The organism is Halosimplex halobium, assembly GCF_051414055.1.
Lineage (GTDB): Archaea > Halobacteriota > Halobacteria > Halobacteriales > Haloarculaceae > Halosimplex > Halosimplex halobium.
In genome coordinates this window covers 18,436-44,502 of record NZ_JBLKNX010000012.1, presented here as the reverse complement: position 1 = coordinate 44,502, position 26,067 = coordinate 18,436, and the positions used below count along the sequence as shown (strand labels likewise).

Genomic DNA, 26,067 nt, shown 5'->3' with positions numbered 1-26,067 from the left:
ATGGCCGGCGACACGGCCGCCGAGTGCGACCTCGGGACCCTCTACGTCGTCGGCATCGGCCCCGGACTGCCCCACGCGATGACCCAGCGGGCCAAGGACGTCATCGCCTCGGCCGACTGCGTCGTCGCCTCCAACCTCTACCAGGAGTTCCTGCGGCGCGACGGGACGCTCCCGCCCGAGGGCGCCGCGGTCGAGGCAGCGACCGACGGCGGCGCAACTGCGGCGGCGTCCTCGGGAAGCGAAGAGGGGACCGTCCTCGAGCGGCCGGACGGCCGCCGACAGGAACTCGTCCGGTCGTCGATGGGCCGCCAGGTCGAACTCGCCCGCGAGGCCTTCGAGCGAGTGCGGGCGGGCGAGGACGTGGCCCACGTCTCCGGCGGCGACCCGAACGTCTACGGCAAGAGCGACCTGCTGTTCACGATGGCCGAGGCGGAGGGTGCCGAGGACGTGCCCATCGAGGTGGTTCCGGGTGTCACGGCGGCGCTGGGCGGCGCCGCGAACCTCGGCGCGCCGCTCTCGAACGACTTCTGCACGATATCGCTGTCGGACAAGTGGCGCGGCTGGGACGAAATCGAGGAGAAGCTGCGCGCGGCCGCCATCTCCGGGTTCGTCGTCGTCCTCTACAACTGCTGGCGCGACTACGAGCGGGCCATCGAGGTACTGCGCGAGGAACGGGCCGACGACGTGCCGGTCGGGATCTTCAACGACGCCGGCCGCGGCGACGCCGGCCGGAACCGCGACGACGAGACACACACGATCACGACGCTGGGCGAGGCGACCGCCCACGACGACGAGGTCGGCGGGATGGGCACGTCCATCCTCGTCGGCAACGCGGAGACGGCGGTCTGGGAGAACGACCACGGGAAACACCTCGTCACGCCCCGCGGCGGGCGCGACGTGGAGGACTTCTGATGAGCACGGACGACACCACCGACACCACGACAGACGCGAGCACAGACACCGAAACGAACTGCGGCGCCGCCTCGACACCTGATTCGGAGGCCGCGACCACCGAGGACTCCGCCTCGAAGTGCGGCGGGTCGGCGTCCTCGTCGTCCGGGTCGTCCTGTGGCGCCTCGTCGAGCGGCGACGAGGAGGAGGTCGGCGCGACGGTCGAGGACTTCGACGCCGACCCCGGCCGGCTGGTCGCGGTCGGCCTCGGCCCCGGCCAGCCCGAGGGCATGACCGCCCGCGCCCGCGAGGCGCTCCTGGACGCCGAGCACATCGTCGGCTACACGACCTACGTCGACCTGTTGCCGGAGGAAGTCCGCGAGGGCGTCGACGAACTCTACGACACGCCGATGTGCGGCGAGGTCTCCCGCACGGAGGAAGCCATCGACCGCGCGCTGGCGGGCAACGACGTGGCGATCGTCGGCAGCGGCGACCCGAACGTCTACGCGCTGGCGGGACTCGCACTCGAAATTCTGGAGTCGAAGGGCGCCACGGCCTCGATGGTGGAGTTCGACGTGGTGCCGGGCGTCCCGGCGGCCCAGTCCTGCGGCGCCCGCCTGGGCGCACCCCTCGTGAACGACACCGTCAGCATCTCGCTGTCGGACCACCTCACGGACATGCCGACCATCGAATCGCGACTGCACGCCGCAGCCAAGGAGGGCTTTACCATCTCCATCTACAACCCCTGGAGCCGCAAGCGCCGCGAGAACTTCGAGAAGTGCTGCGAGATCCTCGAAGAACACCGCCCGGCAGACACGCCCGTCGGGATCGTCCACGGCGCCGGCCGCGAGGACGAGCAGGTCGAGATCGTCGAACTCGGCGAGCTCGAAGAGCTGGGCGAAACCGACCTGGTCGACATGACGACGACGATCATCGTCGGCAACGAGGAGACCTACGTCTGGGACGACCGGATGGTGACCCCGCGGGGCTACGAGTCGAAGTATGACTACTGAGTACCGCGTGCGCCTCGACCGGGTGGCCTGCGACGGCGTCTTCGCCTGTCTCGTCCGCGACGACCGGTTCGTCGAGGCGGCGGACGGCCTGGCCGACATCGACGGCGGCGCGGAGAGCGCGGAAGCGCTCCCCGAAGGCGGGTCGGCGGTGGCGACCTTCGACGACGACAGGATCGAGGAGGCTCGACAGGCCGCCGCAGCCTGTCCGGTCGACGCCATCGAAGTGACCGCGGTCGCGGAGGACGACCGATGAGTGACGCGGCCGACCCGCCGCGGCCCGACCCCGCCGAGGACCTGCTGGCGGCGACGCCGGCGACGGCGTACTTCTGGGGTCGCGTCGCCGGCGACGGCAGCGTTTCCCGCGAAGGCATCACCGTGCGCACGGGCGACGAGACGGCCGCAGACGCGCTCGGTGCCGTGGCAGGCGCGGACGGGGTCGTCGCGGACCATCGGACCCGGGCGCACGAGTCCGCACACGACGCCTCGGTCACGCGCTTCGAGGACGAGTTCGAGGTCCAGGTGTTCGGCGCGCCGGCCGAGCGGGCGGGCGCGGCGCTGGGTCTCCCCATCGACGGCCAGCCCGGCGGCTACCGCTTCGACGCGCTGGCCGAGTACCGCCCGCAACTGGTGCGGGGCCTGCTGGAGGCCTGCGGCACGGTCTGCTTCCGCGAGTCCTCGGAGTCCGTCCGCGTCTCGTTCGTCCACGAGGACGAACGCCTGCTCCGCACCGTGCGGACGCTGCTCGGCGAGGCCGACCCGGCGGTCCCGACCGACGACCTGAACGAGTCGTCGTCGGGCGGCCACTGGTTCGGGCTGGCCGACGGCGCCGATACCGCCGCCTTCGCCGACTGGGTCTATGCCGGCAGCGGCGAGTCGGGGCTGTACGCCGCCGACCGGCGGGCGAAACTCCGCCGGAGCGTCGAACGGGCGACCGGCCGGAACGTGGGTGAGCTGGGGTGACCGCCACCCAGTCCGCGCCGGCGAGCCTCGACGACGAGGCCGTCCTGCTGGTCGGCCACGGCTCCCGCCGCGAGAAGTCCAACGAGCAGGTCCGGACACTGGCGGCCGACCTGGAGGAGCGGCTGGGCGTGCCCGTCGACGCGGGCTTCCTCGAACTGGCCGAGCCGGCCATCGACGAGGCCATCACCGGGCTGGCGTCTTCGGTCTCGGCCGTGACCGTCGTCCAGCTGTCACTGTTCGCGGCGAGCCACGTCAAGACGGACGTGCCGCTGGCCGTCCAGCAGGCCCGGGCGGCCCACGAGGGGACGACCATCCACAGCGGCGCCCATCTCGGGGTCCACCCCGCCATCGTCGACCTGCTGGACGACCGCGCCGCGGCTGTGGAGGAACGGCTGGGCGTCGACCGTGCCGAGGCCGACGTGGCCGTTGTGCTCTGCGCCCGCGGCTCCAGCGACCCCGACGCCAACGCCGACGCCCACAAGCTCGCCCGCCTACTCTACGAGGGGCGCGAGTTCGACCGCGTCGAGGCGTCGTTCATCGGCGTCACCGAACCGGTACTGTCGGAGACGCTCCACGACCTCGCCAAGACCCGTCCGGACGCCGTCGTCGTCCTGCCGTACATGCTCGGCGACGGCGTCCTGACCGGGCGGATCCGCGACGGCGCCGACGAGTTCGACGACGAGTACCCCTACGTCGACGCCGCGGCGGGCGACCCGCTCGGGACCGACCCGCGGCTGCTGGACGTGCTCGGCGACCGCTGGCAGGAGGCCCGCACCGACAGCGTCGACATGTCCTGCGACACCTGCAAGTACAAGGTCGAACTCGACGGCTACGAGGAGGACCAGGGCGGCGCCCGCGCAATGTTGCGGGCGCTGACCCACCAGGCCGAACACGCCGACCGGGCGGATGTCGACGACGACCCGCACGTCCACGACGCACCGGAGAAACACGTCGCCGTCTGCACGAACCAGACCTGCGCCGCCGACGGCGCGCCCGCCGTCCTCGAACGACTGCGCCAGGCCGCCCGCGACAGCGACGAGTGCGACGCCCGCATCACGCGGTCGTCCTGTCTCGGCCGCTGCGGCGAGGGGCCGATGGTCGCCGTCTACCCCGACGGGGTCTGGTACGGCGGCGTCGACGCCGACGACGCCGAGCGGGTCGTCTCCCACCACCTCGACCGCGACCGTATCGTCTCCGGACTGGTCGACCAGACGCTCTGAACCGCCCGCGAACTACACCGCGACACGACCACACCACACATGAGCTGTTACGAGATAGAGGCGCTGCGACTCGGACTGATGAACGTCCTCGGTACGGAGGACGAACACGCCCGCGAGCACGCGGAGCAGGAACTGGAGGGCCACCTGGAAGGGCCGATCGAGGCGCTGGCGGAGGCGGAGACGCTCGCCGCCGTCGAGCGCCACCTCGACGCCGCCCTCGTCGACCTGGAGGAAGAGATCGCCGCCACGGACGAGTCGGACCCCGAGTACGACTACCTCCGGGGGCGACTGGTGGCCGTCCGCGACGCGGAGCGGGCCGTCCACCGACTGAGCGCCCAAAGCGAGAGCGTCCTCGACGGGCTGGGCGAGGCCCACGACGTGCTCCACGAGACGTTCCCCGTCGAGGCGTAGCGACTTTCAGACACAGCTGACCGACGGTTCGTCGGACCCGAACGATTAACCCCCGTCCGAACCATCCGCCTGGGTATGGCTACCGGTGAAGGGACGGAAACGAGCTCTCCGCTCGACGAGGTGATGGACGGCATTCGTCGGGAACTGGTAAGGCGAGTCGCAGCTGAAGACCGAGAGGCGAACCGGAACGTCTACGACGCCCTCGAAAACGAGTAACTCGCCCGCCCTGCAGTCGTCGACCGACTCTCTTCGTTGCGACCAGTCCGATGGAGACGAACTCCGGGACAGCCCGTCTCGCCGATGTGAGCGCTCGACCGGAGAACTGCCGTTCACACAGTCACGAGGTCACCGCCTCGCAGACGACGGCATGGTCGGAGAAGCCGTTCTCGCGGACCGCCTCGGTTCGCGACCGCATCAGTCCGCGGCGAGGGCGCCGTCGCCGTTGTCGGTTCCGACCGTCGAAGCGCCCGGGTTCTCCGACCATCGACGGAATCGAGCGTGCGAGCCCGCGAGGAGGAGCCAGAGCAACACCTGTCCGAACACGGTCACGCCCGTCATCCCGGTCGCCAGACCGGCCGGGAGAGAGTGTTCTACCGCGTTCGACGGCGCGAGTACGGTCGGAACGGCGAGGAGACAGAGCGGGAGCGTCGCGACGACGGCGGCGGTCGCCCGGCCGCGCGCCGCCCGGAGGCGGCCGTACAGCGAGCCCGCGAGCAGACACGCGAGTGCGCCGGCGGCCATCATCCCGCCGTAGAGCACCACGCGTGTCTCCGTCGGGAGCGCGTGTGCGACGCCAGGCGGTTGCGGCGGGAGAACGAGCCACGGCGCCCCCGATACCGTGACGAAGCCGGCGGCGGCCAGGAGATAGCTCTTGGTCGCGCCGGCACCCGGGACCGCGGGTTCGAGGAAGTAGAAGACCACGCCGAAGACGACCCCGCCCAGGAGGATCCCCCAGAGGACGCCGGCGACGACGCTCACGCCGTTCGTGACCGCTGTCGAGACGGCGCCGTGGTGTTCGCCGCTCGCGTGGTCGTGGCGGCCATCGAGGGCGTGGTCCCCGCCGTGTCCGAGGGCGTCGGCGAACCCGACGAGCGGGTTCGCGACGAGCGCCACGAGGACGCCGAACACCAGCCCGGCGACCGCCCCCGCTTTCACCCCCCGCTTCAGGTAGGCGGTGAACACGGTCAGTGGCAGGTCACACCCGCCGCGTGCCGGAAGTTGTGCATCGAATCGTGCAGCGTCGGCTCCTGGACGAACAGGAGCGCGAACCCGAGCGCCGCGACGAACGCGAGTCCGGCGGCCGCCTGCGTCGGCGTCAGTTCCATCCGGGCCTGTTCGACTCGTCCGTGAACGGTGTCGTTGGCGGTCGACATTCCAAACTACACTTGCACAACATCAAGTTAGATTGTAAAACTTCCGGAGGAGCGAAAGCTAGCTTTCGCGGGCGGCGTCGACGGCCGCGTCGATCCGCTCGGGGGACAGCGCGGACAGGGGCACGTGTTCGCCGTCCGTCTCGTCGGCGACCAGGTCCGTCAGGCCGGAGCGGTCGCCGTCGTCCGCGTCGACGACGACCACCCGCGAGTCGAACTCCCGCAGCCGTCCCGCGGCCTCGCGGGTCTCGCGGGTGGGGCTGTCCTCGGCGACGTTCGCCCGGCCGTCGGTGACCAGCACGACGACGCTCGCGGCCGGGTCGGCGCGGTCGAGCACGTCACAGGCGGTCCGGAGCCCGGCGGGGAGCGGCGTCCGGTCGCCGGTCGGCAGGTCCTTGAGGTGGCGGGCGGCGAGGCCGACGCTGTCCGTCGGCGGCAGGAGCACGTCCGCCTCCTCGCCCGCGAACGCGACGAACGCGACCTCGTCGCGCTCCCGGTAGGCGTCCTTCAGGAGGTCGAGGACCGTCCCCTTCGCCGCACGCATCGCCGGCCGCATGGACGCGCTCGCGTCGACGACGAACACCACCAGCGCGGCGGCGTCGCTCCGGCGGACCGACCGCCGGAGGTCGCGCGACTCGACGGACGACGCGCCGCGGGCGGACGCCGCGCGCACCGACGCCGCGGCGTCGACGTCCCCGGTCGAATCCCCCCGCGCACGCCGACTCCGTACCCGTGCCCCGTCGCCGTCGGCCCCCGACTGCGTGTGCGACCCGGAGCCGTCGCCCCCGCTCGCGCGCTCGACAGGCTCCGGCGCGGTCAGGTCGGGAGCGCGTCCCGCCCCGATACCGGCGCGTGACTTGCCGGGGACGACCGGCGTCCCCTCGGTCGCGTCGCCGGAGTCGTCGGCCGCTCGATCGTCCGCGCCGTCCCGATCCCCACCCGCTTCCGCGCCCCCGGTCGCTGCGCCTTCGCCGCTCTCAGCTCCCTCTCCCTGGTCTCGTTCCGGAGCCGACGAGTCGGGCCCCACCTCGCCGCCCCCACCGTCGTCGACGGACGAGTCAGGTTCCGACGTGTCTGACCCGTCGGTCCCGTCGCGGGGTTCGGGGTCCGCGTCCCCGCCCGAGTCACCTGTTCCGGCGTCTCCCTGGCTCTCGTCGGGCCGTTCGTCCCGGTCCCCCCGGTCGCCATCGCCCGACCGATCCTCCCGCTCGCCGTCGTCGTCGCCGTCCCCCCGGCCGCTGCCCTCGGCGCCGTCCGCCCGGTCGCCGTCGTCGAAGTGGTCGTCGACGAGGTCCTCGGGGTCGGGAGCGTCCTCGAACGGCCGCGACCGGAGCCGGTGGGGGAGTGCCAGTTCCGCCGCCCGGCGCACGTCGCTCTCGATGACCTTCGACCGCCCGTCGAGCGCGGCGAGGGTCCGGGCGGCCCGCGCCGTCGCGATGTCTCCCCGGTGACCATCGACGCCCGAGTCCCGGCAGAGCTCCGCGATCTCCCGGGTAAACTCGTTCGGCAGGACGACCTCGGGGAGCCGCTCGCGCGCCCCACGTAGCCGGTCCCGGGGTCCCCCAGTCGACCCCCCGCTGTCCGCCGAGCCCTCGCGGTCGGTCGACTCCCCGGAGTCGTCGCCCGCGGTCCGGCCCAGCGCGCGGTCGACGATGTCGACGCGCCGGTCGATCTCCTCGCAGGCGGTGACCGTCGCCCGGAGCGCGAACCGGTCGCGGAGCTGCGGCCTGAGGTCGCCCTCCTCGGGGTTCATCGTCCCCACGAGCGTGAACTCGGCCGGGTGGGCGACGCTCACGCCGTCGCGTTCGACCCTGTTGACCCCGCTGGCCGCCGCGTCGAGGAGCACGTCGACGAGGTGGTCGTCGAGGAGGTTCACCTCGTCGACGTAGAGGATACCCCGGTTCGCGCGGGCGAGCAGGCCGGGGTCGAACTCGCGGTCGCCGTCGAGCGCGTCCGCCACGGAGAGGGTCCCGACGACCCGCTCGCGGGTCGCCCCCAGCGGGAGCGTCACGAGCGGGACCGGCCGCTCGGCCGTCGGGGGGTCGGCCCGCTCGCGACAGCCCTCGCACTGCCGGGCGGGCTCGCCGGGCGGGCAGCCGTACGGACAGTCGGCCACGACCGACTGGTCCGGCAGCAGGTCCGCCAGCGCCCGCACCGCCGTCGACTTCGCCGTCCCCTTCTCCCCCTGGACGAGCAGGCCGTCCAGGTCGTCGTTCGCCGCGACGGCCAGTAAAGCCTGTTTTAGTTCCGTCTGCCCCACGATCTCCGCGAACGACAGCGACTCACCCCGGTCGGACGAAGGGTTTTTGCGTCCGCCGTATTCAATCATACTTGTATTAGCGCAACAGGGGTTTAACAACGTTATGCCAACAATCGGCCTGTACACCGCGACGGAGAACGAGCTGGGCGCCGTCCAGGGGGCGGCGGCGCGCACGGACATCGACCTCGAGGTGCGCTCGGAGAGCGACCTCGAAGACGGCACCGACGTCGACGCGTTCCTCGACGACCTCGCGGACGCGACGGCGGCGGTCTTCTGGCTGCACGGCGCCGAGGAGAGCATGCCGGGCTACGACCGCGCCGTCGACCGCCTGGCGGAGGCCGGCGTCCCGCTGGTCGTCAAGTCGACCGGCGACGCCTACGCGCGCCGGGACACGTCCGTCCCCGCGGCGGACCGCGACCGGGTCTACGAGTACCTCGACCGCGGCGGCACCAGCAACGTGGCGAACTGCGTCCGGTTCCTCGCCGACGAGTACGGCGACGGCGACCGCAGCTACGACGACCCGGTCGCGCTCCCGACGGAGGGGGTCTACCACCCCGACCACCCGGGGGCGTCCTACGAGGAGTTGCGAGAGACGCACGACCCGGACACGCCGACGGTCGCGGTCTGGTTCTACGAGTCCCACTGGACCCACGAGAACACGCGCTACGTCGACGCGCAGGTCCGCGCCGTCGAGGAGCAGGGGGCGGACGCGCTGCCGGTCTTCTGCAACCCCGCGACCGACAGCGACGAGCAGTGGGACGCCGAGCGGGTGACCGACGAGTGGCTGATCGAGGACGGCGAGCCGGTCGTCGACGCCGTGCTCTCCTCTTTTATGTTCTCGCTGTCGATGGACGAGCGCGGGCGGGCGGCCGACGACGAGGGCGACGGCGCCGAGGAGGTCTTCCTCGACCGGCTCGGCGTGCCCGTCGTCCAGACCGTGACGACGATGCGCTCGCGCGCCCGGTACGAGGCGAGCGACGCGGGCGTCGTGGGCTTCGAACTCGCGCTGTCGGTGGCGCTGCCGGAGTTCGACGGCACGGTCGTCACCCACCCGATCAGCGGCAAGGAGCGGACCGACGACGACACCGACATCGGGACGGCGCCGAAACAGCACTTTCCCATCGACGACCGGGTCGACCACGCCGCGCGGCTCGCGGTCAACTGGGCCGAACTGCGCCACACGCCCAGCGGGGACAAACGGGTCGCGGTCGTCCTGCACAACTACCCGCCCAGCGACGACGGCATCGGTACCGCGTTCGGGCTCGACTCCCCCGCGAGCACCGTGAACCTGCTCGACGAGCTGGGCGCCAGGGGGTACGACCTGGGCGGCGAGCGACCGGAGAGCGGCCAGGCGCTCGTCGAGCGGCTGACCGACCAGCTCACCCTCGACGACCGCTGGGTCGCGCCCGAGGACGTGCGCGAGCGTAGCGTCGACACCGTGTCGCCGAGCCAGTACCGCGAGTGGTTCGCGGATCTGGACGAGCGGTTCCGGTCGAACGTGGTCGAGGAGTGGGGCGACCCGCCCGACCGGCCGTTCGCGATCCCGGGCGTCGAGTTCGGGAACGTGCTCGTCACCGTCCAGCCCCCGCGCGGGTTCGGGATGGACCCCTCGAAGGTGTACCACGACGCCGACCTCCAGCCGCCCCACGACTACGTCGCCTTCTACAGGTGGCTCCGGAACGCCTTCGAGGCCGACGCGGTCGTCCACCTCGGCACGCACGGCAGCCTGGAGTGGCTGCCCGGCAAGACGGTCGGGCTGGACGGCGGGAGCGCGCCGGACCAGCTCGTCGACGATATCCCCAACGTCTACCCGTACATCATCAACAACCCCGGCGAGGGGACCCAGGCCAAGCGCCGCTCGTACGCCGCGGTCGTCGACTACCTGACGCCCGTGATGCGCGACGCCGGGACCTACGACGAGCTGGCCGAACTCGAGGAGCTGGCCGACCGGTACCGCGAGGCCGGGATGGAGACCGCCCGGACCGACAGCGGGGAGCACCTCGAACGGCTCCTCCGGGAGAAGGTCGACGAACTCGACCTCGCGGTCGAACTCGGCGTGGCGGGCGAGGTCGACGAGCGCGCCGACGTTCGCGGCCCGGACGAGGCCGGCGCGACGCTCGCCGAGGGCGGCGTCGACGGCGACGAAGTGGACGCCGACGAACTCGTCGAGCGGGTCCACGAGTACCTCACGGACGTGAAGACGACGCAGATCCGGATGGGGCTGCACACGATGAGCGAACCCCCCGAGGCCGACCGGCTCGTCGAGTACCTCGTCGCGCTCACGCGCCTGGAGAACCCGGGCGGCCCGAGCCTCCGCGAGGCGGTCGCGGGCGTCCTCGGCGTCGACTACCAGCGGATGCTCGACGAGCCGGGCGCCTACGACGAGCGGCTGGGCATGACCCTCTCGGCGGCCGCCGACGAGGTGTACGAGACGAGCCTCGCGCTCGTGGCGACGCTGGCCGACCACGACTTCGACCTGCCCGAATCGGAGCGCGAGGCCGGTCCCGGCGACGAGACCACGATGAACCTGCTCGTGGTCGATGTCGACCCGCTCGGGGACGCGCGTGCGGAGTCGGGCGCCCACGACGATCTCCGGGAGGCCCTGGCGTTCATCTGCGAGGAGGTCGCCCCGCGGGTCCGCGGCGCGGCCGACGAGATCCCGCGGACGGCGGACGCGCTGGCCGGCGAGTACGTCCCGCCCGGCGGCAGCGGTGCGCCGACGCGAGGCGGCGTCGACCTGCTGCCGACCGGCCGGAACTTCTACACGCTGGACCCGCGGAAGGTGCCCGCGAAGTCCGCGTGGGCGGTCGGCAGCGAGGTGGCCGACGGCGTCGCCGAGCGCCACCGCGAGGACGAGGGCGAGTACCCGGAGGAGATCGGCGTCGTCGCCTGGGGGACGCCGACCGTCCGGACGCGCGGCGAGACCATCGCGCAGGTGCTCGCGCTGATGGGCGTCGAACCGGAGTGGACCGACGCGGGACGGGTCGACGGCGTCGAGCCGATCCCCCTGGCGGAACTCGGCCGCCCGCGGATCGACGTGACGACGCGCGTCTCCGGCCTGTTTCGCGACGCCTTCCCGCAGGCCGCGAGCGTCGTCCACGACGCCGTCGACGCGGTCGTCGCCCTCGACGAGCCCCACGAGCGCAACTACGTGAAGAAACACGTCGAGAAGGAGGCCGAACGACTCGCCGAGGAGGGCGTCGACGACCCCGAGGCGGCCGCCAGGCACCGGGTGTTCACGACGAAGCCCGGCGGGTACGGGGCCGGGACGAACAAGGCGGTCGACGAGGGCAACTGGGACGACCGCTCGGATCTGGCGGAGGTGTACGTCCAGTGGGGCGGCTACGCGCTGGGTTCGCGCGGGACGGCCACCGAGGCCCACGACGCCTTCGAGCGGCGCCTCGGTAACGTCGAGGCGACGGTCAAGATCGAGGACACCGCCGAGCAGGACGAGTTCGACAGCTCCGACTGGTACGCGTTCCACGGCGGGTTCGTCACCGCCGTCGCGGAGACCGCGGGCGAGGAGCCGGCCGCCTACGTCGGCGACTCCAGCGACCCCGACAACGTCGCCGTCTACACCAACGAGGAGAAGGTGCGCAAGGCGATGCGGGCCCGCGTCCTCAACCCCGACTGGTTCGACTCGATGGAGGCCCACGACTACAAGGGCGCCGGCGACCTCTCGACCACCGTCGACGTGGTCCTCGGGTGGGACGCGACCACCGGCGTCGTCAGCGACGCGCTCTGGAACGAGGTGGCCGAGCAGTACGCGTTCGACGAGGACCGCCGGGAGTGGCTGCGCGACGTGAACCCGTGGGCCCTGGAGAGCATCAGCGACACGCTCCTTGAGGCGATCGACCGCGGCCTGTGGGACGCCGACGGGGCGACCGCCGACCGCCTCCGGGACATCAACCTCCGGGCCGACGGCGACATCGAGGCCCGCGCCGGGAGCGCGGCCCCTCCGGAGGTGTCGGGCGATGACGACTGACGACGGCGGCGACGGCCGTCAGCCGGCTGGTACCGGCGCCGAAGACGAGACCGAGGCCGGAGCCACCGGCGACTTCGAGGAGTACGCCGACCTCGGTGCGACGACCGAGAACGCGATGGCGATCGCCGAGACGAGCATGGAGCGGGTCCGCGAGCTCGTCCCGGACGAGACGCTGGCCGACCGTATCAGACAGAAGAGCGTCCACGCGACGGGCGACCCCGAGTTCCAGCACCTCGTGCGGTTCACCGGCGAGCGCGAGTCGGAGCCGGTCGTCGCCGGCGCGCGGGCGGTCCTCGACGAGCGGCCGATCGTCGCCGACATCACGATGGCCGCGGCCGGCATCACCGGCCGGGGGCACGACTGCACCGTCCGGAAAGCCATCGGAAACGGCGCCGACCTCGCCGAGGAGACCGGGATGACGCGGACGGCGGCGTCAGTCCTCGAACTCGACCGCCGGGGGGCCTACGACGGCGCCGTCGCCGTCGTCGGGAACGCGCCGACCGCGGCGCTGGCCCTCGCGGACTGCATCGCCGACGGCACGCGCCCCGCCGTCGTGGTCGCCACCCCGGTCGGCTTCGTCAAGGCCGCCGACAGCCGGGAGCGACTCCGGGAGGTCGCCGAGACCCACGGCGTCCCCGCGGTCACGAACGTCGGCCGCCGGGGCGGGAGCGGGCTGGCGGCCGGCCTGACGAACGAACTCGTCCACGTGGCCAGCGACGCCCGCCGCGGCGATGTCGAACTCCCCTGACAGCGTCGACCTGCGACGCTCGGTTCGTCCCGGATGGTCGCTCGACGGCTTCGGGTTCACCAAAACTTATTTGCCGGCCCCTCGCAACTCGCTAGACAATCCAAGTTGGTGTAGACCAACTGAGTTTGAACACGTGGCCGACCAATGACAACCGACGCACTCCTGCTCATCGCCCGCGAGACGAGAAACGCCCGCGAAGTGCTCGAGACACACGCCGACCGGCTCCGCCGGCGGGGCCTCGTCGACACCGTCGAGGTCACCACCTACGAGAGCGAACCGGTCCGCGAACTGCGGGGGCGGTTCGAGCGGATCGCCGCCGAGACGGTGTACGCCGTCCCGATGTGCGCCGCCCACAGCCACGACACGATCGACGGGATCCCCGCTGCGCTCGCCGCCGTCCCGGGGGAGGTCCACTACTGCGAGCCGGTCGGGGGGAGTCCGGCGGTCACCGAGGTGCTGGAAGCGCGCGGGACGGACCTGGTCCCGGCCGACGACGACGTCTCGCTCGTCCTCGTGGGGTTCGGGAGCAGTTCGAAGCCCTACCACCGGCAGACGGCCGACTACCACGCTGCCCGGCTGCGGGAACAGTCCGACTTCGGGGAGGTGGTGACCTGCTATCTCCTGCAGAACCCGACCGTCGACTGCGTCCGGTACAACACCACCGGCGACCGGACTGTGGCCGTCCCGCTGTTCCTGACGCGGACCGAGGCGACCGAACGCCGCATTCCTGCCGAACTCGAACCCGAGCGCGGCGCAGTCGAGTACGCCGACCCGCTCGGCGTCCACCCGCGAGTTACCGACGCCGTGCAGGCGGAAGTCGAGAAGCAGCGCGCCCTCGCCGCCGACGGGACCGCTTCGCGCGCCTCCTTCGAGGCGCAGTTGACCCGGACGAAACAGCCGGTCGCGACCGACGGCGAAGGACCTCGACGGCACTGATCCGGGCCCACAGGGCGCGCCACCAGTCGAGTCCCGTGGCGATGATCCTCGGGTCGACTGGGGAGGTCGAAACAGCTCGGTAGAGACGGAGAGAGAACGGCGCCTGCTCGCCGGGCGTCCCGGTTTCGGTCCCGGTCGACGTCCCCGTGTCAGTTCCAGTCGGCGTCTCCCCCTCCTCCGGAAGCACGATCTACAAGACGGCTCCCGCCTCTCCCTCGGGCACACCCCGCCCGTTGACGAGGACGTACAGTTCGCCCTCCGCGTCCCGACCGAACATCCGGACGAACCAGCTGAATCCACCGGCGACGAGTTCCGTCATGCCCCACAGGTCGTCGCGCGGCACGTCTCCCTCGCCGATATCCGGCGGCGTCTCGGTCCCCGCCGGAGCCTTTCCGCCGGTCGACGCCTCGGTCTCGGTAGCTCCGTTGCGGCGAGTTCGTTTCCGTCCGTGTCCGGGGTCGTGAAGTCGTGAGCCCGGTCTGCGATAGCCAGGGCTCCTGACCTATCCAGGCGGCGATCTCGCCGCCCAGCCCGAAGATCTGCTGCTTGCTCGCGACGGCCAGGCTCCCGAGTCCTCCCAGGACACCCATGGACGCGCCGGCCTCCAGAACCCGACGACGCGACGGCCGCCAGACCCCGTTCGATTCTTCTGTCCGTTCGATCGACGTCGCCGATTCGTCGGGGGTCTCTGTCGGAGAACAGCGAGTCAAACGAGCGATGCAGACGCGCATCTGACGGAACCGGCAAAAGAATCTAGCGATAGATTGACCTCCTCCTCCGCCTGAAGGCGGAGGAATCCGGCCATCGGATTCGGGCGGATCACGATAGTCAGGGATCACTCTCTGAGTGGGGATAATTCACTCGTTGGTCGGTCCGAGAAAGCGCTTCTGTCGCCATATCCGCCCGTTCAGCGGCTTCTATGTGCTGGTAAGCCTGACGAACCTGCTCTTCACTGTTATCGAGGTAGCGGGCCGCAGCTGCGTAGCCAAATTCACGTACCATCACTTCGCCCATCCCCCGACGCCCGCCGTGGGGCGCGAGATAGTCGTGACGGGGGTCGTCGACGTCGATTCCGGCCTCGTCGCAAAGTCGTTTGAGTAATCGACGGGCGCCGTTTGGCTTCAGCGAGGGAGGCGATTCGAGTTCGTAGTCCGCTGCGATCACCAGATCGGGTTTCGCTCCTCGGATCTCCTCGATCTCGCCCGCCGACAAGCCCTGGTCTCGGAGACCGGTTTCGACATGTCGGGCGAGCGTCGGTCTGTGTAAGGTCGGAAAGACACGCCAGTCCTCGGGCGGCTCACAGAGCCGTTTATACCGGTCTAATGGACCGAGAACCGGATCCGGCAACGAGGCTTCGTCCCACTGCTGTTTCTTCCGATAGACGGTGACATTGTTGTTCGCGAGCGAGATGTCTTTCCATCGGATTCCATTGCGACCGCGTCGATCGTCATCCGGGTCGTTGAGAAACTCAGCGACCCGCAGACCCGTGTATGCGAGTAGATAGACGAGGGCGCGCTCACGGCAGCGTTTGATAGCCTCGAGGCGAGCGTACGCCTTTTCACGTACAGCCTCGCTATTGAGATTCTCGCGTTCATCGGTAGGGACGGAAATCTCTCCAAGTTCGTCTATCGCGTCCGCTGCTCGCTGATTTACAAATCGAGTCAGTTGGTCCCGGTCTTCAGGAGACCATGCCTGCTGGTCACCTGGTCGGCGACCTCCGTCGTCGGGTAGCGGGTCTTCGGCATCGGATTCACGGGCGTAATGACGCGGAAGATATCCCTGTGTGTGCGCCCAGCCACACCACGATGCAACGTAGGCGTAGTAGCTCAGAACGGTGCTGTTTGCGTAGCCAGACGAGCCGAGATACCGCGCGTAGTCACCGAATACCGTAGTGTCGAGGTCCGAAAATCGGACGTCACGGGTTGGGGATCCGTCGCCATCAGTCGGTACGATCCCCGTCCAGGCAGTCGAAGGGCCCGAATTTGCCGGGTCGGTGGTCTCGCCCTGACACCAGCAATGAAACCGGTGGAGTTCACGTTCTGCGTCCGAGCGGTAGTTGCCGTCTGTGTTGTCCTCACCTTTCCCCTTGTCGGCGAGGAACTTCGAGAACGTCGATGCGATCGGCGTCGATTCCTCGCGACGATTAGTCATTGGCTCCTCCGGGGGCTCCGGCCGTATTGGTTCGCCTCGCACGGTGCAGTGAGGAAACCGGCCGTCTCGGGCAATCTCGCGAACGCCGGTCGAGGTGAATAGCAGACGCGCACATTTTCGAGGTTGTGTTCGCTCAGGGGGACGGGGAGGGAGATGATAGAACTTACGCACGCTTATAGAACTAAACGTGCGTAAACTATCCAGCGAGGGGAGTCGGGCCTCGCGACGAGTCTCCTGCTTTCAGGCGCTCTATCTCTAATAGCAGACCCTGGCGTCTTTGATAAATCTCATGTCGCTATACCAAATTGGGTCCCTTGGAAGTTGAGACTACAGCGGGTTTAGCAGGGCTGTGATGCGAAGTTTCCGACGAATCAGGGACCGGGAACTGATTCAAATCCCCTCTCGTGTGCTTCTTCCTGTCGCACTAACGACCAGACCGTGGTTTTTCCGAGACTCCCGATAGCGTTCCCACTCAGAAATCTGCGCTGGCCCAGACCGAGGATCCTACTATCCGATTCCTGTCTCCTTCTTCGGTAGCGTATTATCCGCCGTCACAATCGGTGCGTGCTCATACTCACCAGTCAACTCGACTTGGACGAGCAGATCGACCGCTCGCCAGATCGAGTACAGGAGACACGCGAACGCGAAGTAGAAGAATCGAAGCCCGAAATTCTTCGATGTCGTTGCAGCCATGAACCGCATTATCGATCTGTAACCGCTCTCGATTTCTCACCTGTAGCCATACTCAGTGAGGTGACCTCTCCCTCTATTCGTCATGAACACCGAATACTGCCGATGGTCGTCGTACTCGGAGTCCGCTTTCCGACGGTAGATCAATGTTGTCTCGTGTCATTGGTTCTCCCCGAGATGGAGCTCCCGGTCGGTTTCATAGCGATCTTGGTCTCGCTGGAGCAACCGCTTGGCCTGGGCTTTTTCGCTGGTCTGCATCCGCTCGGCACGACGTAGGAGAGCCCGTGCTGGCTGATCATCTCCAAGACGTGCTGACTATCGAACTCCCGATCCATCAGCACGTTATCCACGTGAACGAGGTCCTCAGCGGAGTCGAGCAGCTCTTCGACGATTTCCTTCCGTGACTCACCCCGTCGGACTGGCCGCGCATCCAGTACGATCGGAACGGCATTGCCGACCAGCTGTACCGTCGCCGACTGGTAGGCGTACTCGTCTGGGTTCTCTTTCGTCCCGATAATCTTTCCGGCAGATGTAACTCTGTGAATTCGTAGGTCATCGGTTTCCACAGCTGGACATCAAATCCGTAAAAACGGCAGTAACTGGCTATCTACCTGATACGGGTCGAATTTTCAGATATCGATAAGTACGACAAACTTATAAAATCAAGCTGGTCGAAACTTTCTCATATGGATCTCGAATGGGAAGACGTACCTGGAATCGTGGTTATCGGCCTCTTGATCATAGCCCTGGGATTGACTGTTGCCGGCATCGAAACGATAGCGGGATTCGACGTGCTCGCCGCGGGGGAATCCGCTGTGGGCTATCTGGCTGCAGGAAACTTCAGTGTGGGAGTTCTGTCGACCGGTATTTTCTCGGTCGGAATCTTCGCAGCGGGAATTTTCTCCGTCGGGATCTTCGCCATCGGGATTTTTTCGATCGGCATATTTTCATTTGGAATCTACGCAGCTGGATTCTACGCCGTACAACGGCATATCAAAGCCTCACAGTGATCTCGAGCCATGAGGGAGACGAACCGAACAACGGTTGTGACGTGATATGAGTTCGTTTCGATCGCTCCTAACGCGGAGTCGACCGGGGAAACTCGGGTTACTGGAGGTCATCGCGATGGGCGTCGGTGGGATGGTCTCGGGCGGAATCTACGCCGTGCTCGGCGTCGCGATGGCACAGGCCGGAAACGCCGTCCCGATATCGTATCTCATCGCGGGCATTATCACGCTACTGACCGCCCACTCCTATCTCAAACTCACCTTGCACTTTGGCGAGCACGGAGGCGTCTTCTCCTTCGTTGAGCACGTCGTCGACAGTCCGACGGTGGCTGCGTACGTCGGGTGGGTACTTGTCGTCGGCTACGTCGGCGTGATGGCGATGTACGCGTTTGCGTTCGGTGCATACACGCTCACGGCCGCCCGGGCAGTCTTCGGAGTCGCGCTCCCGCAGTACCTTCGTCCGATTATGTCTATCCTGATCGTCGCTGGCTTCGTCGGACTCAACCTGACGGGCGTCCGCGAAACCGGACTCTTCGAGGACATCGCGGTGTATATCAAGATCGCCATCCTGCTCTCCCTCGCAGTCCTGGGGATCGTCTTCTACGACGGGAGCGTGACGGCTATCGACTTCTTCAGCGAGGGAATCGTCAGCCCGATCACCGGGTTTGCGATCATCTTCGTCTCCTACGAGGGGTTTCAGCTACTGGTGTACGACTACGAGGACATCGAGAACGTAGAGCGTGTGTTACCGATCGGGATGTACATCGCCATCGTCATCGCGATCCTGATCTACGTCTCGGTCTCGTTCATGGCGACGCTTCACCTGACACCCGAACAGCTCGTGGCTCACGAAGAAGTGGCACTCGCCGAAGCGGTTTCCCACATCCCTGTTCTGGGTGCCGCCGGGTTCGTCCTCGTCATCCTCTCAGCGATGAAAAGCACCTCCTCGGGCATCAACGCGACCCTATTCGGGACGGCCCGGCTCGTCCACAAGATCTCGACTGAGGGGGCGCTTCCCCGGGCCTTCTCCTTCCGAAATCGGGAGGGAATTCCCGTGTATGCGCTTCTCGTCATGGGTGGGCTCACAGCCGCGTTCGCCGCCCTGGGCTCGCTCAAGCAGATTACAGAGTTCGGCTCTGTCGCATTCCTTCTCTCGTTCGCTGTCACGAACTATACAAACTTCCAGCTCGCCGACGTGACAGGCTCGAACCGGCTCGTTCCCGCGCTCGGCCTCGTTGGAACGGGCGTCGCAATCCCTACTGTTCTCTATCACCTCTATCTCACCGACATCGAAATACTGCTCTGGATTCTCGGCATATTCATCGCGATCTTTCTGCTCGAATTCCTCTATCTGGAACGAAGTTCATTCGACCCCGATGTCGAAGATGTATGATCGGTCTAGAGATGCCTCGTCGACCGTTCCTGGCCACCAGAACGGCTCGATCGAGAGTGAGTGACACCACCTCCCGTGCAAGGGAGGCAAAGTGCAACGCGCCGATTGCGTCTACGGTGATGCACGACGGTCGAGTGTGCCCGTCTCGGAATCGAGGAATAATAGCTTTCCCAGACCGGAGCGAGGCCGATGACCGTAGTTTTGCCGAACGCGCTCTCGACGTGTTCGTGGTGGTGGCCGACCCGACAGAGAGAATGGACGGGTAGCGGTGAGGGGAATGAGGGGAATCCAGTTATCTATCCTTCAGATTGGATCAATCGAGTCGAAGGAACTGACGACCTCTACTACGATACGGCCGTCCTGACCGAGGAGGTCGGCTCCAGAAACGTCGATGACGACGGGCACGTCCTCCAAGAGCCGGAGCTCGTCCGGCGGATGGTGACAGAAGTGAAGATATACTGATAGACCTGTTCGGCACCCAGTAACGAGCGAATTCTCCCTCTTCCGAGCCATTTCGTCATCTCTACTCGCTCAGTTCCCCGCCGTTTCGGCACGTGTGTGGACGGAAAGCGGTAGCTCGCAGTGGGAATCTCCCTGTTCGTTTATTAGCCAGACAAACTAATAGAATCGCTATATGGTCGAGCACACACGAACGCTCGATTTCAAAATCGCGTTCGCGATCGGGCTAGGGACGATGATCGCGGCGGGGATCTTCTCGCTCTCTGGAACAGCCGTGTTCCGGATCGGTTCGAGCGCCGTCGTCGCGTTCGTGCTTGCAGCGCTGGTCGCTGGAATCACCGCTGCAGCCTACTCCGAGTTCGCCTCGATCTACTCCGAAAACGGTGGAGGATACCTCTTTTGCTCGCGCACCTTCGAAGAGCGGGACCGCCTCAAATACGGCGTCGGGATGTCACTCTTTCTCGGCTACACTGGCACAACGGCGTTCTATCTCGCGACGATGGACGAGTGGTTCTTCCGGTTCATCCTCCCGGAGTCGCTCCAGGTCTTGCCCCACGGAACCGTTGGGATTCTCGCCGCACTCACACTCGGACTGCTGAACGCTCGTGGAACCGAAGAATCGGGGATGTTCCAGCTTATCGTCACGAGCGCGAAGGTCGGCGTCCTGTTCGCTTTTATCGGGGGAGCGATCGCGTTCGTCGGACCGACGAAGGCGACTGCGACGTTCGTATCGAGCGTCGAGGTCGAACCGATAGGCATCGTCTCGGTCGCCGCGCTGGCGTTCATCACGTTCTTCGGGTTCTCGGCTATCGCCGCGAGCGCGGGCGAGATCATCGAGCCCCGGAAGACCGTCCCCCGTGCCATCGCCGCAAGCATGGTCACCGTCACGGTCCTGTACGCGCTCGTCATCGTCGCGATGGTGAACGCGCCAGTCCCCCGCGACGTACTCGCACAGGGGGAGACGGCGATGGGGACCGTGGCGGCATCCTTCCTTGGACCGTGGGGCCAGTTGCTCATCGTCGCTGGCGCCGTCTTCTCGATGGTGAGCGCTTCGAACGCGTCGATCCTCGCCGCGAGCGGGATCGGATCGCTCATGGGCCGACAGGGGCACGCTCCCCGGCGGTTTGCCCGTATTCACCGCGACTATCGCACACCGTTTTGGAGCGTGACGACGGCAACGGCAACGATCGGTCTTCTCATCTTCGTGTTTATCACACTCTTCTCGGAGCACGGACTGCTCGGCGTCCGTCTTCTCGGCCTCGAACCGCTCACCGGATTCGCCACGTTCAATCTCCTCGTCCCCCTGGCCGTGGTCGACATCGCGCTGATCTATTCCCGCCGGAACCATCCGGATATCGAGCGAGGGTTCTCGATGCCGCTCGTTCCCGCTCTTCCCGTGGTAGGGGTTCTGGCCAATCTCGCGCTTATCTTGAACCTTCCACCCGTCGGGGTCGTCGTTGGCGCTGTATTCACTCTCGGACTCCTCGTCGCGTATCTCGTCTGGGGCGGTGCTCCCCACGTGGAAGAACTCGTCGAGAGGATCGTCCCTCCCGGCGTTCCCGCCACAACGACCAGCGGTGCTCCAGCCGGTAGTGAGGCCGAGGAAGCGGAGTCAGAACGATTTCGGATTCTCGTCGCGATTGCACGCCCAGAGCGGGCTGTGCCCTACGTACGGCTCGCGGAGATGCTGAGTCGTGGACGAGACGCCGAGCCGCTGGTGCAGGTCCTCAATGTCACTTACATCCCCGACCAGACGCCCAACGAAATGGTCCGCGAGACCGCCCAGGAACGAACCGCGCGAATCGAAGAGCGACTCTCTGAAGTCGACGTAGACGTAGAGTACACCGTCGAAGGGCATATCTGTCGAGATATCGCATTCGATATCCTCCAGACAGCCCGGGACGACCAGGCTGATCAGATTCTGATGGGCTACCCAGAGGAGCATCCGACCATCACCGAAACCGTCGAGTACAACGCCCCGTGTGGCGTGTTCTTTACAAGCAATGTGGATGCCATCGACGACCTCTCGACCATCAACATCGGTGCCGGCGGCGGCCCGCACCATCTCGCGCTGTTGCCGATCGTGAATCGGCTGGGGGAGCAGGGTTCCGAGATCCACGTCATCAGCGTCACTCCGGAGACCGGGGGGACCGCCGAACCCGTCGACGAAACCGTCTCGGCCCTCTCGGAGATCGACTCGCCCCACGTACACAACGTGACCGCCGACACGGTCGCCGAAGGGCTCGTCTCGACAACGATCGGAAACGGCGGACTTCTGGTTATTGGGGCGACCCGTGACCGCCGGCTCCGGCGCTGGATGTTCGGCAGCACGCCCGACCGAACGATCGATCTCGCCCGTTCCGCAAACGTTCCAGTGCTGATTCACGCGAGCACGAGCGGCGTCTCCGGTCGTATCGAAGAGTACCTCTTCCCCATCTATCGCTATCTCCGACGTCACCTCGGGGAGCGACGTGCGTTCCGACACATCATCGAGACGCCCAGTGAAACGGACCAGTGAGCGGCTCGCTAGGACAGTAATCCGAGAAAGGATCCGACCTTCGGATCGGATAATGATCCTGCGGTATCTAGATCGGGATCGGAAACGCAACACTCTGCATCCCACACGGCATACCCGTCAGAAGCAGAAGATTGCAACAGAGTTCGATCACTCGTCTGATCCTGCGGTCTGGAAGACCATCGAATAGATGTTGGACGTAAGCACGTTCAGACCTAGAAATACCACGAAGCCAACGGCGATCCAGCTCCAGTCAGCGGCAGTGAGCGGAACTACTGCGAAGAAGTCGTGCAACGGAGTATACAACACCGCGAGATGGACGAGGAGTGACACACCGATAGCACCAAGCAGCCAGGGATTCGACCTGAGCGTCTGGTCATACCGCGAGCGGATAACTTGAATCCGGATCAGTTCGACGACCACGATGAACGTAAACAGCAGTGACTGGGCCCGTAGCAGTGAACGAGTGGTATCGAGGGCATAAAAGAAGATACCGAGACCGGTCACTGCTAACAGCACCGCAATCGTAAGAATCGAGACCAACACACGCGTGTTGATTACGCCTTCGTCCGTCGGTCGTGGTGGCCGATGCATGAGGCCATCCGCGTGAGGATCCGCACCCAACGCGAGCGCGGGAAGCGTATCCGCGACGAGGTTGATCCAGAGGATCAGTATCGGCGTCAAGATCAATGCTTTCGATGTCCCCGAGAACTGTGCCGGGAACAACAGACTTCCGAGCAACACACCGAGAAACACCACCAGTACCTCGCCAGTGTTCGTCGAGACGAGATAGTTGACGAACTTGCGCACGTTCTCGAAGATGCCCCGTCCCTCCCGGATCGCGTCACGAATCGTCGCGAAGTTGTCGTCCCGAAGAATCATGTCGGACGCCTGTCGCGCAACGTCGGTGCCGCGCTCTCCCATCGCTACCCCGACATCCGCCTTCGTGAGGGCAGGCGCGTCGTTGACGCCGTCACCAGTCATCACGACGGTGTGTCCGCTGTCCTGGAGCACGTTCAGAAGGCGGACCTTGTGATCCGGCGTCACCCGGGCGAAGACATCGACGTCTTCGACCGTTCGCGTGAGCTGGTCGTCCGACTGTTCCGCGACCTCACTGCCCGTGAGCGCACCATCGGGATCCAGTCCGATCTGCTCGCCGACGGCCTCGGCCGTGGTGAGATTGTCACCAGTCGCCAACACAGTTCGGATGCCAGCCGAGTGGCAGTCAGCGATTGCCTCCTCGACTTCCTCTCGGGGCGGATCGATCATCCCCTGCAGGCCGAGAAACACCATCTCGTCTTCGATCTGATCGGGGTCGGCCGACGGATCGTCGATAGCCCTCGACGCGAAGCCCAGCACCCGGAGTGCATCCTCTGCGAACGACGTCGTTTGATCGAGGATTTCCTGGCGTTTGTCGTCTGTAAGTTCGTGTACCTCGCCCTTTTCGAGGATTGAGTCACATCTATCCAAGACGACTTCCGGTGCCCCTTTCATATAGGCAGTCAGCTCCCCATCGCCGACGAGTACGGTCATCCGCTTCCGGTCCGAGGAGAACTGGATTTCGCGGATTCGCTCCCCGGTTGGCTCGATTCCTGCCTCGTCCGCTAGCCGCTGGAGTGCGATCTCCGTCGGGTCACCTCGATACTCATCGTCCGTCCGGTCGACGTTGTTGCAGAGCGCCCCACATCCTAACAGGGGGGCAACTCCTGGACGCGACCGTTCATTACCGTCACCAGCGGTTTGTCGCCCTGTTGGCTCTCCGCCTCCAGATTGCACGGTCGAGTCAGACAGGTCTACGACGGAGCCCGAAGCGTAGAGCCGCGTCACTGTCATTCGATTCTCGGTGAGTGTCCCCGTCTTGTCCGTGACGATGACGTCGACCGAGCCGAGACTTTCGACGACCGGGAGCCGTCTGACGAGCGCGTTCCGGTCGACCATCTCTCGTGCGCCCAACGCCAGTGTGAACGTCACGACCGCGGGCAATCCCTCCGGCACTCCCGCAACGGCGAGCGTGATTCCAACGAGGAGGATCGCGACTGGATCCGTCGCGGTGAACAGAAATTGAACAGCGACGACCAGGACGATCAGCGCGACGACCAGTCCACCGATCTGTTTGCCGAGCTGTTCGACCTCGGACTGAAACGGCGTCCGGTGGTCGTCAGCCTCCCCGAGCTGAGTCGCTATCCCACCGACCTCGGTCTCCATGCCGGTTTCGACGACGACCGCGCTTCCGCGGCCTTTCACGACGGTCGTGTTCTTGTAGACCATGTTGTGACGCTCGGCCAGCGGCGTGTCGTCGTCGACCGTCCCGGTCGTCTTTTCGACGGGCGTGCTCTCTCCAGTGAGTGGTGACTCGTTCGTCCGCAATTCGTCAGCGTCGAGGATTCGAGCGTCGGCCGGAACCGCGTCTCCCTGTTCGAGACGAATGATATCACCCGGGACGACCTGTTCTGCATCAATGACCTTGTTTTGGCCATCGCGGACCACGGTCGCATCCGGACTTGCGAGTTCTCGAAGGGCTTCGATCGATCGAGTGGCCTGATAATCCTGAACGAACCCGAACAACCCGTTGGCACCGATGATGAGGGCGATGAACGCCGCCTCGGTGTAATTGGGGTGACCGCCGGGAATGAGCCCAACGCCGAGCGACAAGAGCGCTGCCACGACGAGGAGATAGATGAGCGGGTCGCGGAACTGCGAGAGAAGCAGATCGAGAACCGATGTCCGTTCAGCGTCGTGGATATCGTTCGTGCCGTACTCCGATACTCTGCGGTCTGCTTCGTCGGACGAAATCCCCGTTTCGGCGGTCGCTAACGCCGAGAAGATGTCCTCAGTCGGCGTCACGTGCCAGGGTTCCGAGCGAGTCGTGTCCGAATTGGAGCGGGTCATACTGTCGAAAGATTGTTGCGGGGCACCGCACGCGACTCGGTTCTATTTTGCATCTGTGTTATTCCGATCTGCCGCGTGTTACAGGTACGCGACGAGACGGGACCGATACCCGAACCGCTCCCGGAACGCACATCCCGTCTGCCGTACGCTCTGCGAACGACCTACTCTGGGTCGGGGGGTTGGACGGTCAGTACCGGAACCGGCGACGTGCGAACGAGATACTCGGTGACACTCCCCAGTACGTATCGGTCAAAGCCCGTTCGCCCGTGGGTGCTGACGACCACGAGATTAATGTCGTGGTCGTCGATGTACGTGAGGATCGCTTGGTGAATCGAGGGGCCGTATTCGACCGCTGTCGACGCTGCGTCGACGCCAGCGTCGTCTGCGAACGCCGCGGCTTCGTCCAGGAGTTCGTTAGCACTTTCCTCCAACAGTTCCATCCGAATATCCGGACGAGCATCGGCCCCCAACGTCGGGATAGCGACCACAGAGAGGAGATGCAGTGCTGCGTCTTCGGCGTCCGCGACATCGACGCCGAGAGCGAGCGCTTGATTCGCACAGTCACTCCCATCGGTGGGAACGAGGACGTCCTCATAGGGGAAAGTGACCGTGACCTCCTCGTCGGGACGTATCGTGAGCACGGGGACGTCTGCCCGACGGACGACCCGCTCGCTGGTGCTGCCGAGCAGGAACCGTTCGAGTCCGCGGCGGCCGTGCGTCGGCATCACGACGAGGTCGAGACCGTGTTTTTCGGCATAGTCGACGATCTCGCGGTACGGTTCGCCCCGGACAACGTCAGTGACGGTGTCTACCCCCCGTCTGTCAGCTTGCTCAGCTGCCTCGCGGACGATTCGGTCCCCTTCCTGTTCGAGGGCATCAACGTCGTCGCCTCGAGTCTCCAGGAGACCATTCTGCGTCGTATCTGCAACGTTGAGGATGTGTACTGTCGCGTTATGACGGGCTGCGAGATCTAATACGTGATCGAACGCGAATGCTGCCCCGTCACCCCCGTCGGTGGGGAAGAGAATCTGGTCGAACATGACTTCGATAACGGTTCGGACACACAAAAACGGGGCGCGGTATTACCACTTGATGACAAACAGGGGGTATCGTCTGTACGCTGCTCCTCCTCATACTCCGCTTTCGTCGGTTTGAACCGTTTCTCGACG

Annotated in this window: 21 protein-coding genes and 1 pseudogene; 14 read left to right on the top strand and 8 right to left on the bottom strand. The window is 66.3% G+C overall.

All coding sequences use genetic code 11. The features are described from left to right. The 7 genes from ACMGFG_RS13280 (at window position 1) to ACMGFG_RS13250 (ending at window position 4,711) form a co-directional block, all read left to right on the top strand. On the top strand, window positions 1-912 hold the full coding sequence (locus ACMGFG_RS13280) for a precorrin-3B C(17)-methyltransferase (RefSeq protein ID WP_436930809.1): 912 nt from the start codon (window positions 1-3) through the stop codon (window positions 910-912). Beyond that, window positions 912-1,904, top strand: a complete 993-nt coding sequence (cobJ, locus tag ACMGFG_RS13275; protein ID WP_436930808.1) for a precorrin-3B C(17)-methyltransferase — start codon at window positions 912-914, stop codon at window positions 1,902-1,904. The genes ACMGFG_RS13280 and cobJ overlap by 1 nt, the downstream gene beginning before the upstream one ends. Further along, the gene (locus tag ACMGFG_RS13270) at window positions 1,894-2,157 is read left to right on the top strand and encodes a ferredoxin (protein ID WP_436930807.1); all 264 of its coding nucleotides are present in this window, start codon (window positions 1,894-1,896) and stop codon (window positions 2,155-2,157) included. Before cobJ ends, ACMGFG_RS13270 begins: the two co-directional genes overlap by 11 nt. Further along, window positions 2,154-2,864, top strand: coding sequence for a cobalamin biosynthesis protein (locus ACMGFG_RS13265; RefSeq protein WP_436930806.1), 711 nt, complete (start codon window positions 2,154-2,156; stop codon window positions 2,862-2,864). Before ACMGFG_RS13270 ends, ACMGFG_RS13265 begins: the two co-directional genes overlap by 4 nt. Next, window positions 2,861-4,084 (top strand): CbiX/SirB N-terminal domain-containing protein, encoded by a 1,224-nt coding sequence (locus ACMGFG_RS13260; RefSeq protein ID WP_436930805.1) that lies wholly within the window; start codon window positions 2,861-2,863, stop codon window positions 4,082-4,084. Before ACMGFG_RS13265 ends, ACMGFG_RS13260 begins: the two co-directional genes overlap by 4 nt. A 39-nt stretch (window positions 4,085-4,123) precedes the next feature. Then, window positions 4,124-4,495 carry a DUF3209 family protein gene (locus ACMGFG_RS13255; RefSeq protein ID WP_436930804.1) on the top strand — a complete coding sequence of 124 codons (372 nt, stop codon included), beginning with the start codon at window positions 4,124-4,126 and terminating at the stop codon, window positions 4,493-4,495. A gap of 75 nt (window positions 4,496-4,570) precedes the next feature. Continuing rightward, window positions 4,571-4,711, top strand: a complete 141-nt coding sequence (locus tag ACMGFG_RS13250; protein ID WP_436930803.1) for a hypothetical protein — start codon at window positions 4,571-4,573, stop codon at window positions 4,709-4,711. A gap of 198 nt (window positions 4,712-4,909) precedes the next feature. Here the strand turns inward: ACMGFG_RS13250 and ACMGFG_RS13245 are convergent, their stop codons facing one another. Genes ACMGFG_RS13245 through ACMGFG_RS13235 form a run of 3 tightly spaced genes read right to left on the bottom strand, consistent with a single transcriptional unit; the run spans window position 4,910 to window position 8,194 of the window. Then, entirely contained in the window at window positions 4,910-5,677 is a 768-nt protein-coding gene (locus tag ACMGFG_RS13245) for a CbtA family protein (protein WP_436930802.1), read from the bottom strand. A gap of 2 nt (window positions 5,678-5,679) precedes the next feature. Beyond that, window positions 5,680-5,868 (bottom strand): CbtB domain-containing protein, encoded by a 189-nt coding sequence (locus tag ACMGFG_RS13240; RefSeq protein ID WP_436930801.1) that lies wholly within the window; start codon window positions 5,866-5,868, stop codon window positions 5,680-5,682. A gap of 58 nt (window positions 5,869-5,926) precedes the next feature. Continuing rightward, on the bottom strand, window positions 5,927-8,194 hold the full coding sequence (locus tag ACMGFG_RS13235; protein ID WP_436930800.1) for a VWA domain-containing protein: 2,268 nt from the start codon (window positions 8,192-8,194) through the stop codon (window positions 5,927-5,929). Window positions 8,195-8,228: 34 nt separating this feature from the next. Between ACMGFG_RS13235 and cobN the strand changes: the two genes are divergently transcribed. The 3 genes from cobN (at window position 8,229) to ACMGFG_RS13220 (ending at window position 13,794) form a co-directional block, all read left to right on the top strand. Then, entirely contained in the window at window positions 8,229-12,110 is a 3,882-nt protein-coding gene (gene cobN, locus ACMGFG_RS13230) for a cobaltochelatase subunit CobN (protein WP_436930799.1), read from the top strand. Next, complete coding sequence (locus ACMGFG_RS13225) at window positions 12,100-12,858, top strand: precorrin-8X methylmutase (RefSeq protein ID WP_436930798.1); 759 nt, start codon at window positions 12,100-12,102, stop codon at window positions 12,856-12,858. Before cobN ends, ACMGFG_RS13225 begins: the two co-directional genes overlap by 11 nt. A 144-nt stretch (window positions 12,859-13,002) precedes the next feature. Next, entirely contained in the window at window positions 13,003-13,794 is a 792-nt protein-coding gene (locus tag ACMGFG_RS13220; protein WP_436930797.1) for a CbiX/SirB N-terminal domain-containing protein, read from the top strand. A gap of 190 nt (window positions 13,795-13,984) precedes the next feature. Here the strand turns inward: ACMGFG_RS13220 and ACMGFG_RS13215 are convergent, their stop codons facing one another. From ACMGFG_RS13215 to ACMGFG_RS13205, 3 genes and pseudogenes are all read right to left on the bottom strand, one after another. Continuing rightward, complete coding sequence (locus ACMGFG_RS13215; protein WP_436930796.1) at window positions 13,985-14,137, bottom strand: hypothetical protein; 153 nt, start codon at window positions 14,135-14,137, stop codon at window positions 13,985-13,987. Window positions 14,138-14,622: 485 nt separating this feature from the next. Beyond that, entirely contained in the window at window positions 14,623-15,945 is a 1,323-nt protein-coding gene (locus tag ACMGFG_RS13210; protein WP_436930795.1) for a tyrosine-type recombinase/integrase, read from the bottom strand. Window positions 15,946-16,452: 507 nt separating this feature from the next. Then, window positions 16,453-17,156: pseudogene (locus ACMGFG_RS13205) on the bottom strand (transposase); the annotation flags it as partial. A 165-nt stretch (window positions 17,157-17,321) separates the two neighbouring features. Here ACMGFG_RS13205 and ACMGFG_RS13200 point away from each other — a divergent pair. From ACMGFG_RS13200 to ACMGFG_RS13185, 4 genes are all read left to right on the top strand, one after another. After that, window positions 17,322-17,645, top strand: coding sequence for a hypothetical protein (locus ACMGFG_RS13200; protein WP_436930794.1), 324 nt, complete (start codon window positions 17,322-17,324; stop codon window positions 17,643-17,645). A gap of 46 nt (window positions 17,646-17,691) precedes the next feature. Next, on the top strand, window positions 17,692-19,035 hold the full coding sequence (locus ACMGFG_RS13195) for an APC family permease (RefSeq protein WP_436930793.1): 1,344 nt from the start codon (window positions 17,692-17,694) through the stop codon (window positions 19,033-19,035). A gap of 189 nt (window positions 19,036-19,224) precedes the next feature. Then, the gene (locus ACMGFG_RS13190; protein WP_436930792.1) at window positions 19,225-19,497 is read left to right on the top strand and encodes a hypothetical protein; all 273 of its coding nucleotides are present in this window, start codon (window positions 19,225-19,227) and stop codon (window positions 19,495-19,497) included. A 172-nt stretch (window positions 19,498-19,669) separates the two neighbouring features. Continuing rightward, window positions 19,670-22,012 (top strand): amino acid permease, encoded by a 2,343-nt coding sequence (locus ACMGFG_RS13185; RefSeq protein WP_436930791.1) that lies wholly within the window; start codon window positions 19,670-19,672, stop codon window positions 22,010-22,012. A gap of 147 nt (window positions 22,013-22,159) precedes the next feature. On the opposite strand, the gene ACMGFG_RS13180 is transcribed toward ACMGFG_RS13185, so the two are convergent. Further along, window positions 22,160-24,898 (bottom strand): cation-translocating P-type ATPase, encoded by a 2,739-nt coding sequence (locus tag ACMGFG_RS13180; RefSeq protein WP_436930790.1) that lies wholly within the window; start codon window positions 24,896-24,898, stop codon window positions 22,160-22,162. 161 nt (window positions 24,899-25,059) lie between these two features. Beyond that, window positions 25,060-25,938, bottom strand: a complete 879-nt coding sequence (locus tag ACMGFG_RS13175) for a universal stress protein (protein WP_436930789.1) — start codon at window positions 25,936-25,938, stop codon at window positions 25,060-25,062. Window positions 25,939-26,067 lie beyond the last annotated feature (129 nt).